Origin of the sequence: Arthrobacter citreus (genome assembly GCF_038405225.1) — a bacterium.
GTDB classification, from domain to species: Bacteria; Actinomycetota; Actinomycetes; order Actinomycetales; family Micrococcaceae; genus Arthrobacter_B; species Arthrobacter_B citreus_A.
Window position 1 is genome coordinate 94,306 of sequence record NZ_CP151657.1, and the last position, 12,742, is coordinate 107,047.

Annotated in this window: 12 protein-coding genes; 6 read left to right on the top strand and 6 right to left on the bottom strand. The window is 65.6% G+C overall.

Going from position 1 to position 12,742, the window contains the following annotated elements; translation table 11 throughout:
• Window positions 1-47 precede the first annotated feature (47 nt).
• From paaZ to AAE021_RS18060, 3 genes are all read left to right on the top strand, one after another.
• Window positions 48-2,138, top strand: a complete 2,091-nt coding sequence (paaZ, locus tag AAE021_RS00430) for a phenylacetic acid degradation bifunctional protein PaaZ (protein WP_342023741.1) — start codon at window positions 48-50, stop codon at window positions 2,136-2,138.
• A 150-nt stretch (window positions 2,139-2,288) separates the two neighbouring features.
• Window positions 2,289-3,488 carry a DUF222 domain-containing protein gene (locus AAE021_RS00435; protein WP_342023742.1) on the top strand — a complete coding sequence of 400 codons (1,200 nt, stop codon included), beginning with the start codon at window positions 2,289-2,291 and terminating at the stop codon, window positions 3,486-3,488.
• 47 nt (window positions 3,489-3,535) lie between these two features.
• The gene (locus AAE021_RS18060) at window positions 3,536-3,844 is read left to right on the top strand and encodes an HNH endonuclease (protein WP_425362427.1); all 309 of its coding nucleotides are present in this window, start codon (window positions 3,536-3,538) and stop codon (window positions 3,842-3,844) included.
• Window positions 3,845-3,982: 138 nt separating this feature from the next.
• On the opposite strand, the gene AAE021_RS00440 is transcribed toward AAE021_RS18060, so the two are convergent.
• Genes AAE021_RS00440 through paaI form a run of 3 tightly spaced genes read right to left on the bottom strand, consistent with a single transcriptional unit; the run spans window position 3,983 to window position 6,558 of the window.
• Entirely contained in the window at window positions 3,983-4,621 is a 639-nt protein-coding gene (locus AAE021_RS00440) for a TetR/AcrR family transcriptional regulator (protein ID WP_342023743.1), read from the bottom strand.
• 34 nt (window positions 4,622-4,655) lie between these two features.
• On the bottom strand, window positions 4,656-6,008 hold the full coding sequence (gene paaK / locus AAE021_RS00445) for a phenylacetate--CoA ligase PaaK (RefSeq protein ID WP_342023744.1): 1,353 nt from the start codon (window positions 6,006-6,008) through the stop codon (window positions 4,656-4,658).
• Between the two features lie 52 nt (window positions 6,009-6,060).
• Window positions 6,061-6,558, bottom strand: a complete 498-nt coding sequence (gene paaI, locus AAE021_RS00450; RefSeq protein WP_342023745.1) for a hydroxyphenylacetyl-CoA thioesterase PaaI — start codon at window positions 6,556-6,558, stop codon at window positions 6,061-6,063.
• A 211-nt stretch (window positions 6,559-6,769) separates the two neighbouring features.
• Between paaI and AAE021_RS00455 the strand changes: the two genes are divergently transcribed.
• The gene (locus AAE021_RS00455; RefSeq protein ID WP_342023746.1) at window positions 6,770-7,516 is read left to right on the top strand and encodes a DedA family protein; all 747 of its coding nucleotides are present in this window, start codon (window positions 6,770-6,772) and stop codon (window positions 7,514-7,516) included.
• 50 nt (window positions 7,517-7,566) lie between these two features.
• Here AAE021_RS00455 and AAE021_RS00460 read toward each other — a convergent pair whose 3' ends face one another.
• Window positions 7,567-9,735: a S9 family peptidase gene (locus tag AAE021_RS00460; protein WP_342023747.1), complete on the bottom strand. Its 2,169-nt coding sequence runs from the start codon at window positions 9,733-9,735 to the stop codon at window positions 7,567-7,569.
• A 141-nt stretch (window positions 9,736-9,876) separates the two neighbouring features.
• On the opposite strand from AAE021_RS00460, the gene AAE021_RS00465 reads away from it, so the two are divergent.
• Window positions 9,877-10,425 (top strand): winged helix-turn-helix domain-containing protein, encoded by a 549-nt coding sequence (locus AAE021_RS00465; RefSeq protein WP_342023748.1) that lies wholly within the window; start codon window positions 9,877-9,879, stop codon window positions 10,423-10,425.
• Between the two features lie 24 nt (window positions 10,426-10,449).
• On the opposite strand, the gene AAE021_RS00470 is transcribed toward AAE021_RS00465, so the two are convergent.
• Both AAE021_RS00470 and AAE021_RS00475 read right to left on the bottom strand, forming a co-directional pair.
• The gene (locus tag AAE021_RS00470) at window positions 10,450-11,175 is read right to left on the bottom strand and encodes a hypothetical protein (RefSeq protein WP_342023749.1); all 726 of its coding nucleotides are present in this window, start codon (window positions 11,173-11,175) and stop codon (window positions 10,450-10,452) included.
• Window positions 11,162-11,509 (bottom strand): PadR family transcriptional regulator, encoded by a 348-nt coding sequence (locus AAE021_RS00475; protein ID WP_425362466.1) that lies wholly within the window; start codon window positions 11,507-11,509, stop codon window positions 11,162-11,164. The genes AAE021_RS00470 and AAE021_RS00475 overlap by 14 nt, the downstream gene beginning before the upstream one ends.
• A gap of 177 nt (window positions 11,510-11,686) precedes the next feature.
• On the opposite strand from AAE021_RS00475, the gene paaA reads away from it, so the two are divergent.
• A complete protein-coding gene (gene paaA, locus AAE021_RS00480) occupies window positions 11,687-12,709 on the top strand; it encodes a 1,2-phenylacetyl-CoA epoxidase subunit PaaA (RefSeq protein WP_342023751.1) in 1,023 nt (340 codons plus the stop codon).
• The last annotated feature ends 33 nt before the right edge of the window (window positions 12,710-12,742 follow it).

The window sequence follows — 12,742 nt, forward strand, 5'->3', positions numbered from 1 at the left end:
CCGCCGCACGGCCGGCCGGATCAACGTTGTGAAAGGGCCTGTCAAAGATGACCTCAACCGCCATAGACGTTTCCATTGTCCCCAGCTACGTCCGCGACTCCTGGTGGACTCCCGACCGCTCCGAGCTCACGGCCGCGGAACCAGCCGAAGTGCGGGACGCCAGCACCGGAGAGTCCCTGGCGCTGGTCAGCACCGCTGGACTGGACCTTGCCGCCGCCGTCGAACACGCCCGCACCGTTGGCCGCCGCGGACTGCAGCAGCTCACCTTTCACCAGCGGGCCCTGAAGCTGAAAGAACTCGCGGGCTATCTGAACGCCCACCGTGACGAGCTGTACGAGGTCTCCGCCCGCAGCGGCGCCACCCGCACCGACTCGCTGGTGGACATCGACGGCGGCATCGGCGTGCTGTTCACCTTCGGCTCGAAGGGCCGCCGCGAACTGCCCAACTCCACGGTGCTGGTGGATGGCCCGCCCGAAGCGCTGTCCAGGGACGGCTCCTTCATTGGCGAGCACATTTACACCTCCCTGCCCGGGGTGGCAGTGCAGATCAACGCCTTCAACTTTCCGGTCTGGGGCATGCTGGAGAAGCTCGCACCGGCGTTTATTGCGGGGCTGCCCAGCATCGTCAAACCGGCGACACCCACTGGCTATTTGGCGGCGGAAGCGGTGCGGCTGATCGTGGATTCCGGGATTCTTCCAGCCGGTTCCCTGCAGCTGATCTCCGGCTCCGCCCGCGACCTGCTGGATCATTTGGACTACCGCGACTATGTGTCCTTCACCGGTTCCGCCTCCACAGCCGAGCGGCTCAAGGCACATCCGAACGTGGCGGAGGGCGGCGTCCGCTTCACCTGCGAGACCGACTCGCTGAACGCCGCCATCCTCGGCCCGGACGCTGCGCCAGGCTCCCCCGAGTTCGAAGCCTTCGTGAAATCCCTGGTCACCGAGATCACCGTGAAGGCCGGCCAGAAGTGCACAAGTATCCGCCGCGCCATTGTGCCCGCAGCCCTGGTGGACGACGTCGTGGCCGCCGCCGGGAAACGCATCGACGAGCGAGTGGTCCTGGGCGATCCGCGCGCCGACGGGGTGACCATGGGGGCACTGGCCTCCGTTGAGCAGCTCGAGGGCGTGCGCTCCTCCGTCCAGGCACTGCTCGACGCCGGTGCCAACCTTGCCTACGGTTCGCTGCAGGCTCCGGAAGTGGTCCGCGCTGACGGAACACGTGGGCCCGCAGCCGACGGCGCTTTCCTGGCTCCGATACTGCTGACCTGGGATGACACCGAGGCGGATGCCCTGCACTCGGTGGAGGCCTTCGGCCCCGTGGCCTCGGTTATCGGCTACCACGAGGTTGGCGACGCCGTGCGCCTGGCTGCCCGGGGAGGCGGATCCTTGGTGGCCACCGTGTGCACCAATGATCCGGACACCGCGCGGGAGCTGACGCTCGGCATCGCCGGACACCACGGCCGGGTGCTGATCCTGAACCGCGAGGACGCCCGGACCTCCACCGGACACGGCTCGCCCGTGCCGCACCTCATCCACGGCGGCCCCGGACGTGCCGGCGGCGGTGAAGAACTCGGCGGCATCCGCTCGGTGCTGCACCACATGCAGCGCACCGCAGTTCAGGGATCACCTAACATGCTCACTGCGCTGACCGGCGTCTGGCACACCGGCGCGGACCGGAACTTCGATGCCACCCATCCCTTCCGCAAGGACCTTGCCGCTCTGAAGATTGGCGACGCCGTCCGGTCGGAGCTGCGCGAAGTCACGCTGGCCGACATAGACGCCTTTGCCCGCACCACCGGGGACACCTTCTACGCACATACCAACGCCGAAGCCGCCGAGGCCAACCCCTTCTTCCCGGGAATCGTGGCCCACGGCTACCTGCTGTTGTCCTGGGCGGCCGGGTTGTTCGTGGATCCGGCGCCGGGGCCCGTGCTGGCCAATTACGGCCTGGAGAACCTGCGGTTCATCACGCCGGTGGCCGCCGGCGACTCCATCCGGGTCACGCTGACGGCCAAAAAAATCACTCCGCGCGAAACGGACGAGTACGGCGAAGTGGCCTGGGACGCGCTGCTGACCAACCAGAACGACGACGTCGTGGCCACCTATGACGTGCTGACCCTCGTGGCCAAGCACAGCTAGGGCTGCCACGGGCTCTCCCGCGGGTCATGATTCGGGCAGGTAGTTGGTCTCAAAAGACGGGTATCCACGGGGCGGGTATTGGTCTGCTGAAGGCTATTTAAGGCTGTTTTCGGGGGCGGAAATGTCAGAGGCGGATGAAAGCCTGAAGGCATGGATCAGCACAAGACTTTTCCCGGCCGCTCGGTCTTCCACGCTGTACCGGTTCCCGCTGCCGGTGTCTCTTCCGCCGATGTTTCCGCCCGCCCCGATATCTCGCCTGCTCCGGACGGCTTTCGTGCTCGGGGCGGCTTTCCTGCTCCATACGGCCCTCCTGCTCCGGGGGACGCTGCCGGTTTCTCCGGCACGTTGGTCCTGCAGGGCGCGGACGGACTGGATGAGGAGACCGCCGGTGTGGCGCTATCCCGCCTTGATTGCCTGATCCGGTGGGCGCAGGCGCAGCAGGCCAAAGTCCTGCACCGGATGGAGAACATCTACCGGGATGAGATGACTTTCCCGTCGGGGAAACCTGACGCCGGAATGGTGTTCAGCCTTGCGGCCTCGGAGGCAGCGGCCATCCTTGCCGTTCCGGAAAGCACCGCTCAACGGCTGATGTCCGAGGCGGGGAGGCTGTGCCGGGCGTACTCCGCGACGCTGGCCAGGCTTGAGCAGGGCGGGATCGGCTATGGCCACGCGCAGACGGTATTGGATCAGTCCCAGGGTGTTGAGTCGAAAGATCTTCCAGCCTTTGAAACGGAACTGCTGGACGCCGCAGCAGGCCAAACCCCGCCCCAGTTCCGGGTGCGGGCCCGGCGGCTGCGGGAGAACCAGTTTCCGCAGAGCATCGTGGAGCGCCAGCTGACCGCGTTCGAGAAGCGAAAGGTCTGTTTGGAACCGGCCGATGATGGAATGTCCTGGCTGTCAGCCTTCCTTCCGGCGGAGAATGCGCAGGCGGTCTTCACCCAGCTGAGCAAAGCCGCCAGAGGCGAGCAGGCAGATGGAGATCCCCGCACCGTGGACCAACTGCGGGCGGACATCCTTGCGGATCTGCTGATAAACAGTGTCGGCCGCCCCTCGCACACTGGCAGCGGCAGCGGCAGCGGCAGCGGCAGCTGCACCGGCGACACCGGAGCCAACGCGCGAGCCAAGGCCCGGACTGAGGTCCTGGTACTGATTAACGCCGAAACCCTCTTCGGGGCGGACAACCAACCTGCCGAGCTGCTTGGCTACGGGCCGATCAGTCCGCAAACAGCCCGCCGGATGGCCCGCGAGGCCATGAAGTGGACTCCTGTGGAGAGGGATCCTGAAACAAAAGAAATCCTGCGCGGGTTGGGCGCCGGAGGAAAGTTCCGTCAGGACTGCAGCGCTGGCTGAGGGCTCGAGACGGGACATGCCGTTTTCCCGGGTGCCGGTCCGGCGCCGTGATATCCGAGATTGATCACACCAAGCCCTGGGCTCAAGGTGGAGCCACGGATCATGACAACCTCGAATATCTGTGCCGGCGGCACCACATGTTCAAGACGCAGGGATTCTGGAAGGCATGCCAGCCGGTGGCCGGGATTATCGAATGGACATCGCCGGGAGGGAGGACGTACCGCACCGAACCACACCTGGCTCTTGCCCCGGTTCTGCGGGCGAGTCAGCCGGATGTTGTCCGGACCGGATCAGCCGCAGATACCTCTCCGGGCAATAGTGACGACGACTACGGTGGGGACCCGCCGCCGTTCTAGGCCACCACGGGGAGGAGCGCACCACGGGGAGGAGCGCTGGGCTCAGAGGGGACAAAGGTGGGGCAACAGGGGAGGGTCCAGGGGACAGATGGTTCCAGTTTCAATTCACCCGTGGTTCTGCGCAAAGGGTCCTGTCAGTTAGCTGCTGCGGTGGAGGCCGTCAAAGACCATCGTGATGAGGTCGTCCGCCAGTTGGTCCGGAGAAATGGGGCCGCCTGGCCGGTACCACTCCACGATCGAGTTGATCGTGCCGAACAGCAGCCGCGTGGTGGTCCGCGGGTCAATGTCGCCGCGCAGCGTCCCCTCGTTCTGGGCGGCCTGCACCAGGTCCGCAACGCGGTGGTCAAAGTCTCGGCGCCGGGCCAGCGCATCGCGCTCGATGTCCGTGTTTCCGCGGAGCCGCAGCAGCAGCGTCACAAACGGGAGCCGCTCGGTAAGGACCTGGATGGTCCCGCGCAGCACAAACTCCAGCTGGGCATCCGCGGGACCGTTGGAGGAGCGTGCGTCGTCGAGCACCGCTTCGAGCCCGCCCAGGGCGTTTTCCAGAGCCAGCCGCAGCAGGTCGCCCTTGGACGGCACATGGTGGTAAATCGCGGACTTGGTGATGCCCAGGTTTTCGGCGAGGATGCCCATCGACGTGGCCTCGTAGCCGTGCTTGTTGAACACGTCCACGGCAATGGCAAGGACTGACTGCTGGTCATATCCGGGACGGCCGCGGCGGGCGGCAACAGGGCTGGCTGCGGCAGGACCGGCCGAGGCAGCGGGGGTTGAAGGCATGGGATCCATTTTCACACGAACCACCGCGGCAGCCTCAGCCCTGCAGGGCTGAGGCGTCCTTGCCGCGCAGATCGTAGATCCGGCGCAGTTTGCCGCTGGAGCGGGCAAGCGTCCCGGGTTCCGCCACCTGCACCCGGCATGAGGACCCGGTGTGGACCTTAATTTGGGTCTCCAGTTCGGCGGCGGCAGCGAGGCAGACAGCCAGGGTGGATTCGATTCGGCGCTCAATTTTCACGGTGAGCTCATCCATCCGGTCCGGCCTGGTGATTTCCAACTGGAAGTGCGGGCTCAGAGCCGGGACGCGTAGGGCGATCTCCTCGATTTGGCTGGGAAAGAGGTTTACGCCGCGCAGGATGATCATGTCGTCGCTGCGTCCGGTAATCCGGCCCATGCGGCGCATGCCCGGACGGGCGGTGCCTGGCAGGAGGCGGGTCAGGTCATGTGTGCGGTAGCGGATGATCGGCAGCGCCTCCTTGGTCAGGGATGTGAACACCAGTTCGCCGGGTTCCCCGTCGTCGAGCACCCGGGTGTCATCAAAGGGGTCAATGATCTCGGGACGGAAATGGTCCTCCCAGATATGGGTGCCGTCCTTGCTTTCCACACATTCGCCGGCGACGCCGGGACCCATCACCTCGGACAGCCCGTAAATGTCGCACGCGTCCAGCTCCATGGCGGTTTCGAGTTCGTGGCGCATTTCCTCGGTCCACGGTTCGGCGCCCAGCACGGCGTTTTTCAGTGCGGTGGACCGCGGATCTACGCCTGCGGCCGTCAGGGCATCGGCAATGGTCAGCAGGTAGGTGGGGGTGCACAGGATGGTGTCCGGTTCGAAGTCCAGGATGAGCTGGACCTGGCGCTCGGTCTGCCCGCCGGACATGGGAATGACCGTACAACCCAGTTTCTCGGCTCCGGCATGGGCGCCCAGGCCGCCGGTGAACAGGCCATAGCCGTAGGCGTTGTGGACTTTGTAGCCGGGCTTGACCCCGGAGGCGCGCAGCGAGCGGGCCACGAGGGTGGCCCAGCGGTCCAAATCCCCGGCCGTGTAGCCCACAACGGTGGGCCGGCCCGTGGTCCCGGAGGAGGCATGGATCCGGGCCACGCGGTCCTGCGGAACGGCAAACATTCCGAACGGATATGTCTGCCGCAGGTCCTCCTTGGTGGTGTACGGGAACCGTGCCAGGTCCGACAGTTCCTTCAAATCTTCCGGGTGGACGCCCGCGTCGTCGAACTTCCGCCGGTACAGCGGCACGCGCTCATAGGCGTACGCCAGGGTGTGCTGCAGACGGGTCAGCTGCAGGTCCTCGATCTGGTCGCGGCTCATCCGCTCTTCCGGATCCAGTGAGCCGGGATCTGCGGCTGTCGATTTGAGCAGTGCGGAGGTGGAAGCCATGGGGGTGCCCTTTGCGCTGGTGGTGTCGGCGGCTGGTGGTGTGGGAGTGGGGCTAGGACCTGGGCCGGTAAGCCGGGTTCGGAATGGAGCGTGAACGGCCGCGGAACTCGGCCACAATCCGGGCACTGCCACCGGCTTCGACGGCGGTGACCTCAATGTCATAAACGCCGCTGCGCCCCGACGACGCCCGGTGTTGGGCCACCGCCCGGAGGGTTTCACCGGGCATGGCGGCCGAGATGAAGCTGATGTCCGCGCCGGAGGCAACGGTGATCAGCTCCATGCCACTGATGGTGTCTGTGCCGCCGGGGTTGCAGGCCAGCGCAAACGCGGTATCGGCAAGGGAAAACACCATGCCGCCGTGGGCCATGCCAAACCCGTTGAGCATGTCGGCCCGCACGGCCATGGTGCAGGTTGCCTCACCCGGGCCCAGATGTTCGACGGCGATGCCCAGCAGCCGGGCGGCGTCGTCGTGCTCCAAAATGGCGTGGTCCAACCCCTGGTCCAGTCCCGAAGTGTGCTGTTCCGAAGCGGCGACACCGGCGTCGGCCATAAAACCTCCCGAATTCTTTACCGAATGTTCATGAGGTAATCCTGTGACGGGCATCACTGTCAAGTGCCGGGCGGGGGAACGGAGGCGAGGTCAGGGCCGGGTTTGCGGCAGGCCGGGACACCGCCCGGTGCAGTGCCGTAGTTTGAGGAGGTGATACTTTTCAACGCCGCGGCCGCGGCTGGGGAATCGGCCTGCGGGGCTGCGGTGTCCCATGCTTCCTGAGTGGCTGGATCCACAGGTCTTCCTGGCCGATCCGGCCCTGGGTCCCTGGGTGGTACTGGTGGTTTGCGGCATCGTGTTTGCCGAAACGGGACTGCTGGTGGGGTTCTTCCTGCCGGGAGACACCCTGCTGTTCACGGCGGGGCTCCTGATCGCCACCGGAACCGTGGACGTGAACGTGTGGCTGATGGGACTGCTGATTTCCCTGGCAGCGTTTGCCGGAGACCAGCTGGGATACTGGATCGGCCGGCGGGCCGGCCCTGCGGTGTTTTCCCGGCCGGATTCCCGGATATTCCGGCGCGAGAACGTGGACCGGGCCGAGGAGTTTTTCGCCCGGCACGGCGGCAAAGCGATCACGCTGGCCCGGTTCGTGGGAATCGTTCGGACCTTTACGCCAGTGGTGGCTGGAGTGGGCAGGATGCGCTATTCCGCGTACGTTATGTTCGACGCCGCGGGCGCCCTGCTGTGGGGGATGGGACTGACCCTGCTGGGCTACGTCCTCGGGAACCGGTTCCCGTTTATCCGCGACCACCTGGACCTGCTCATCGTGGGGGTGGTCCTGCTGACGGTGGCGACCATTTCACTCACACTGCTGCAGCAAAACAAGCGGGCACCCAAGCAGGCGCGGCAGGGCGGCAAGCCACCCAGGCAGGAGCCGGGAAATAAGCCGGCACCAGCGAAGAAGCCGCTGAATAGACCTGCGCCCCTTAACAAGCCGGCGCCGGAACCGGGCGAGTAAACGTTCCGGTTCCGGCGCCATAAGCTGCCAGCCAGTCAGGCGTCCTGCTGTTACTTTCCTGCTGCCGGGATCGGCTCCTCAGCACCCAGGGCGTCCAGCACAAAGGCGTAGTCCCAGGACCGGTCCTTCCAGGCCTCGTACCGCCCGGAGGCGCCGCCGTGTCCGCCGTCCATTTCGATCTTCATGACAATCGGCTCGGTTCCGGTAGTGACCTCGCGCAGCTTCGCGACCCACTTGGCGGGCTCGGTGTACAGCACGCGGGTGTCGTTGAAGGAGGTCACCGCGGCAATGCGCGGGTAGTCCACGGCGCGGATGTTCTCGTACGGGGTGTACTCCTTCATGTACCGGTAAACCTCGGGGTCGGTGATCGGGTTGCCCCATTCCTCCCACTCCAGTGCCGAGAGCGGCAGCTCCGGATCCAAGATGGTGGTCAGTGCGTCCACGAAGGGCACCTGCGCCACGATCGCCCGGTACTTCTCCGGCGCCAGGTTGGCCACGGCGCCCATCAGCAGTCCGCCGGCGGAGCCGCCCATCGCGGCAATCCGGTTCGGGTCCACCCAGCCGGAGGAGGCAATGTAGTCGGTGGCCGCCACAAAGTCGCTGAAGGTGTTTTTCTTCTGCAGCTTCTTGCCCTGGTCGTACCAGGTGCGGCCCATCTCGCCGCCGCCGCGGATGTGGGCGACCACGAAGATGACGCCGCGGTCAAGCAGGGACAGCCGGGCAACGCTGAAGGCGGGTTCCATGCTGATTTCGTAGCTGCCGTAGGCGTACACCAGCGCCGGGTTGCTGCCGTCCTGCTTCAGCTCGGCACGGCGCAGCACCGAGAGAGGAATGCGGGTGCCGTCGCCGGCCGTGGCCCAGGCGCGCTCGGCAACATACTCGGCCGGGTTGTAGCCGCCCTTGACGGGAGTTTCCTTGCGCAGCTCCAGCTCGCCGGTGGCCAGCACATAGTCGTAGACGCGCGGGGGAGTCAGGTAGGAGGTGTAGCTGAGCCGGATAATCGGGGAGTCGTACTCCGCGTTGGCCAGGTTGGCCGTGTAGAGCTCCTCGTCAAAGGCCGGCTCCACCGGGTCTCCCTGCACCTCGGTGCCCAGGCCTTCCAGCGGAAGGATCTGCACCCGCTCGGTGGTGTCCTTGCGGACCGAGACAATGACGTGGGTTTTGGTGACGGCCGCGCCGTTGACCCGGACGGCGTCGTCGTGCGCCACCACGGTGTTCCAGTGCTGCTCGTCCAGCGGCAGGGCGAACTCCGTCTCGGCCACGAGCGAGAGCATGGAATTCAGGGCGTCCTTGTTGTGCGTGATCAGGTAATGGCGCTCGCCGGCGAGGGTCACGGGCTCGGCCTCGTAGAGGATGCGTTCGCTGCGCGGAATCAGGGTCCGCACTTCGCCGGCGGGATCCTCGAAGTCCAGGACCCGGTACTCCGAGTATTCCGAGTTGCTGATGCCAATCAGCAGCTGCTTCCGGTCCGCGGAGAGGTCAAAGCCGGTCCACATGGCGACGTCGTCCTCCTGGTAGATGACGACGTCGTCCTCCACCGGAGTGCCGAGGGTGTGGGCCTTGATCTGGTAGGGGCGCCAGGAGTCGTCAACGACGGTGTAGAAGACGCGGGTGCCGTCGGGGGAGAAAGCCAGGGAATAGAAGACGTTGGCGACGGTATCCGGCAGCAGCTCTCCGGTGCGCAGGTCCTTGATCCGCAGGGTGAACCGCTCGTCGCCGGCATTGTCCTCGGAGTAGGAGAGCAGGTTGCCGTCCTCGGTGACGGCGAGGCCGCCGAGCGCAAAGAAGGGCTTGCCCTCGGCCTCGGCATTGCCGTCGATCAGGATCTGCTCGCCGGGCACCGGTACTCCGGGCTCGACGACGGGTGGTGTCCAGTCGGCGTCCAGGTCTCCGGTGTCCTGCGCCGCGGTGCGGCAGTGGATGGAGTACTGCTTGCCCTCTTCGGTGCGGGAGTAGTACCACCAGCCCTTTTTGCGGGCCGGCACGGACAGGTCGGTTTCCTCGGTGCGGTTCTTGATCTCGTCGAAGATCTCCTGGCGCAGCTTCTCCTGGTGCGCGGTGACCTCTTCCATGTAGGCGTTCTCGGCCTTGAGGTGGGCCACCACCTCGGGGTTTTCCTTCTCCCGCAGCCACTCATACTCGTCAATGAACGTGTCTCCGTGATGGACGCGCTCGGTGGGAACCTTTTTGGCAACGGGAGGGGTGGGAGAAGTAGTCATGCCCCGAATATATCCATCCGGCTCCGGGGGACGAAGGGCCCCGCGCTGTTTATGCTGGCGGCTTACCGGGCGGGCCGCGTGCAGTTGGCTCCGCCCAACTGATTGAGTTTGACCAAGAGTGTCTCTGATAATCTGCAACGCATGACAGATGAGAGGCGCCCGGCTCCTCCGCGGTCACCCAGCGAGGAAGAGGCCAAGGCCCTTGCCTCGGCGGTACGGATGCGGATCCTCCGCCTGTGCCTGCAGGAGCAGTTGACCAACAAGGAGATTGCCACCCGGCTGGGAGCCAATCCCGCCACGGTTCTCTTTCACGTCCGGAAGCTTGTTGCCGCGGGTTTCCTCGAAGCGCAGGATGCCCGGTCCGGGCCAAGCGGGGCCTATGAAGTGCCGTACCTCGCCACGGGAAAGTCTGCCCGCCTCAGCATGGATGCCCGGGACATAGGACTGCGCAGTGCCATGATCAACGCCTTTGTCTCGGAAGTGGGGCAGGTGCCCGATTCCGCAGAGGTGGAGATATCCCGCCGCGGTGTCCGCCTCACCAAGGCCGGGCATGACAGGTTCCTGGACCGGATGATGGAGCTCCTCGACGAGCTATCCGCGCAGGAACCCCCGGAATCCGATGAGGACGCCACCCGGTATTCAATTTTTATGGCCGTGCACCCCGAGACGTACACCCGCCCGAAGACCTGAGGCTTGTTCCAGGAACGGCAGTGCCTAGGGCCGCAGCAGGAACCAGGCGGCCAGGGCGGCCGCGGCCAGGAAGAGCATCCAGTTACCCAGCACTTCCAGCAGCATGAGGCCAAACGATGAGTGCGGCGCAGTCTTCATCGGTTCCACGATCGGGTCATCAGTGACGCCTTTGCGGAACTGTCCCCAGAGGGAAGTGGCCAGCAGCACCGCGCCGCCGACCAGCGCCAGGGGAACCGCCGGCAGCGTGAAGAGCACAACGCCTCCGGCGAGCAGGGCGACCACCACCTGCAGCGAAAAGAAGATCCCGCCGGCCAGGGCGACCAGCCACATCGGGCGCCGGACAATGAAGCCCATCAGGAGAGGCGCGCAGGCGGCTCCCGCCAGGCCGGTCAGGGCGAGGAGGAAGCCCGACAGCGTGACCTGGACGCTGGCGTCACTGGAGCTGACCGCAGCGGCCACGGTGAAGAAGCCCAGCAGGCCCAGGCAACTGGGAACCAACAGTGCGGCCCACGCGGATGGCGACATTCGGTTGCGTGGGAGGTCCAGGTTTTCGGCGTAGGTCCGGGGATCACCGAAGACGTCGGCCGGGGTGCCGCCGGAGTCAGCCAGGAATTCCCGCGCTGAAGCCACGGCGTCGCCGATGGCTTCGCCCGGGACATCACGCAGGCGTAGTTCCATGGTGAAGTCATCGAACCAGCGGCGGGTGGCTTTATCCGGCGTTGTGCCGTTGCGGCCGTCACGGGTTTCCATGGGTGCCCCTTTCGGAGGTGCGGTCATGATGTTCCTGCACAAACAGGTAGTGATCCACAGTGCCGGTGAACCTGACCCACAGCTCGCGCTGCGCTTCCAGTTCCCGGCGGCCGTCGGCAGTGAGGGAAAAGTACTTGCGGCCGGGCCCGCCGTCACCGGCCCGCCAGGCGGTGGTCACCCAGCCCGCGGTTTCAAAGCGGGTCAGCAGGGGGTACAGCGTGCCGCCCTTGATGTTCCCGAAGCCCTGTTCCTCGAGCAGCGCCGCGATGGCATAACCGTAAGTGGCGCCGCCGTCGAGCGCCTTCAGGACGCACAGGCCAAGGGTTGCCCGCATCCAGTCGCTGGGCCAGGGGAGTGTCTGCACAACTAGATAATGGCATTAACTAGTTTGTCTGTCTACCTAGTGGCTTCCTTGACGTGATGCAGCCCACACGCATATCCTGAACGAACGGTCAGTAAATGCGTTCCATCCGTTCTGTCCGGCTCCGTTCCGCACATTGAGGTGGCAGTTATGCAGTTGTTTACCGAAGCTCCTGTGGCGTCCGTTCCCGCCGAAGCACCGGCTGCCGGCGACACATCCGGCCCGGAATCACATTTTGAGCATCTGCTGGCCGAAGACTCCCGCGTTGAGCCGCGGGACTGGATGCCCGAGGCCTACCGGAAGACCCTGGTCCGCCAAATCTCCCAGCACGCGCATTCCGAGATCATCGGCATGCAGCCGGAGGCCAACTGGATCACCCGCGCACCCTCGCTTAAGCGCAAGGCCATCCTGATGGCCAAGGTGCAGGATGAAGCCGGCCACGGACTTTACCTGTACTCAGCCGCCGAAACACTCGGCACTCCGCGGGAGAAAATGACGGCGGACCTGATCGCCGGCAAGGCCCGCTACTCGTCGATCTTCAACTACCCCGCACTGAGCTGGGCGGACATGGGAGCCATCGGCTGGCTAGTTGACGGCGCCGCCATCTGCAACCAGGTGCCGCTGTGCCGGGCATCTTACGGACCCTACGGCCGGGCCATGGTGCGGATCTGCAAGGAAGAGTCCTTCCACCAGCGGCAGGGCTTTGAAATCCTGCTGGAACTGGCCAACGGCACCGAAGCGCAGCGGGAGATGGCGCAGGACGCGATCAACCGCTGGTACGCCCCGTCGCTGATGATGTTCGGCCCGCCCGATGACGATTCGCCCAACTCCAAGCAGTCCATGGCCTGGAACATCAAGCGCTTCTCCAACGATGAACTGCGCTCGCGCTTCGTAGGCATGATCGTGGAGCAGGTGAAGGTCCTCGGGCTGACCCTGCCCGATGACCGGATCCGCTACAACGGGGACACCGGCCAGTGGGAGCACGGACCGCTGGACTGGGCGGAGTTCAAGGAAGTCCTTGCCGGCCGCGGTCCCTGCAACGCCCAGCGCCTGGCCCGCCGCCGGGAAGCACACGAAGACGGCGCCTGGGTGCGCGAAGCAGCGGCCGCCTACGCGGCCAAACAGGCGGCGGCGACGGCGGCGGCACAGGCACGACAGGCAGAGGTGGCGTAAGTGGTTTCCGGATCAACAACGGGCGACGACGGC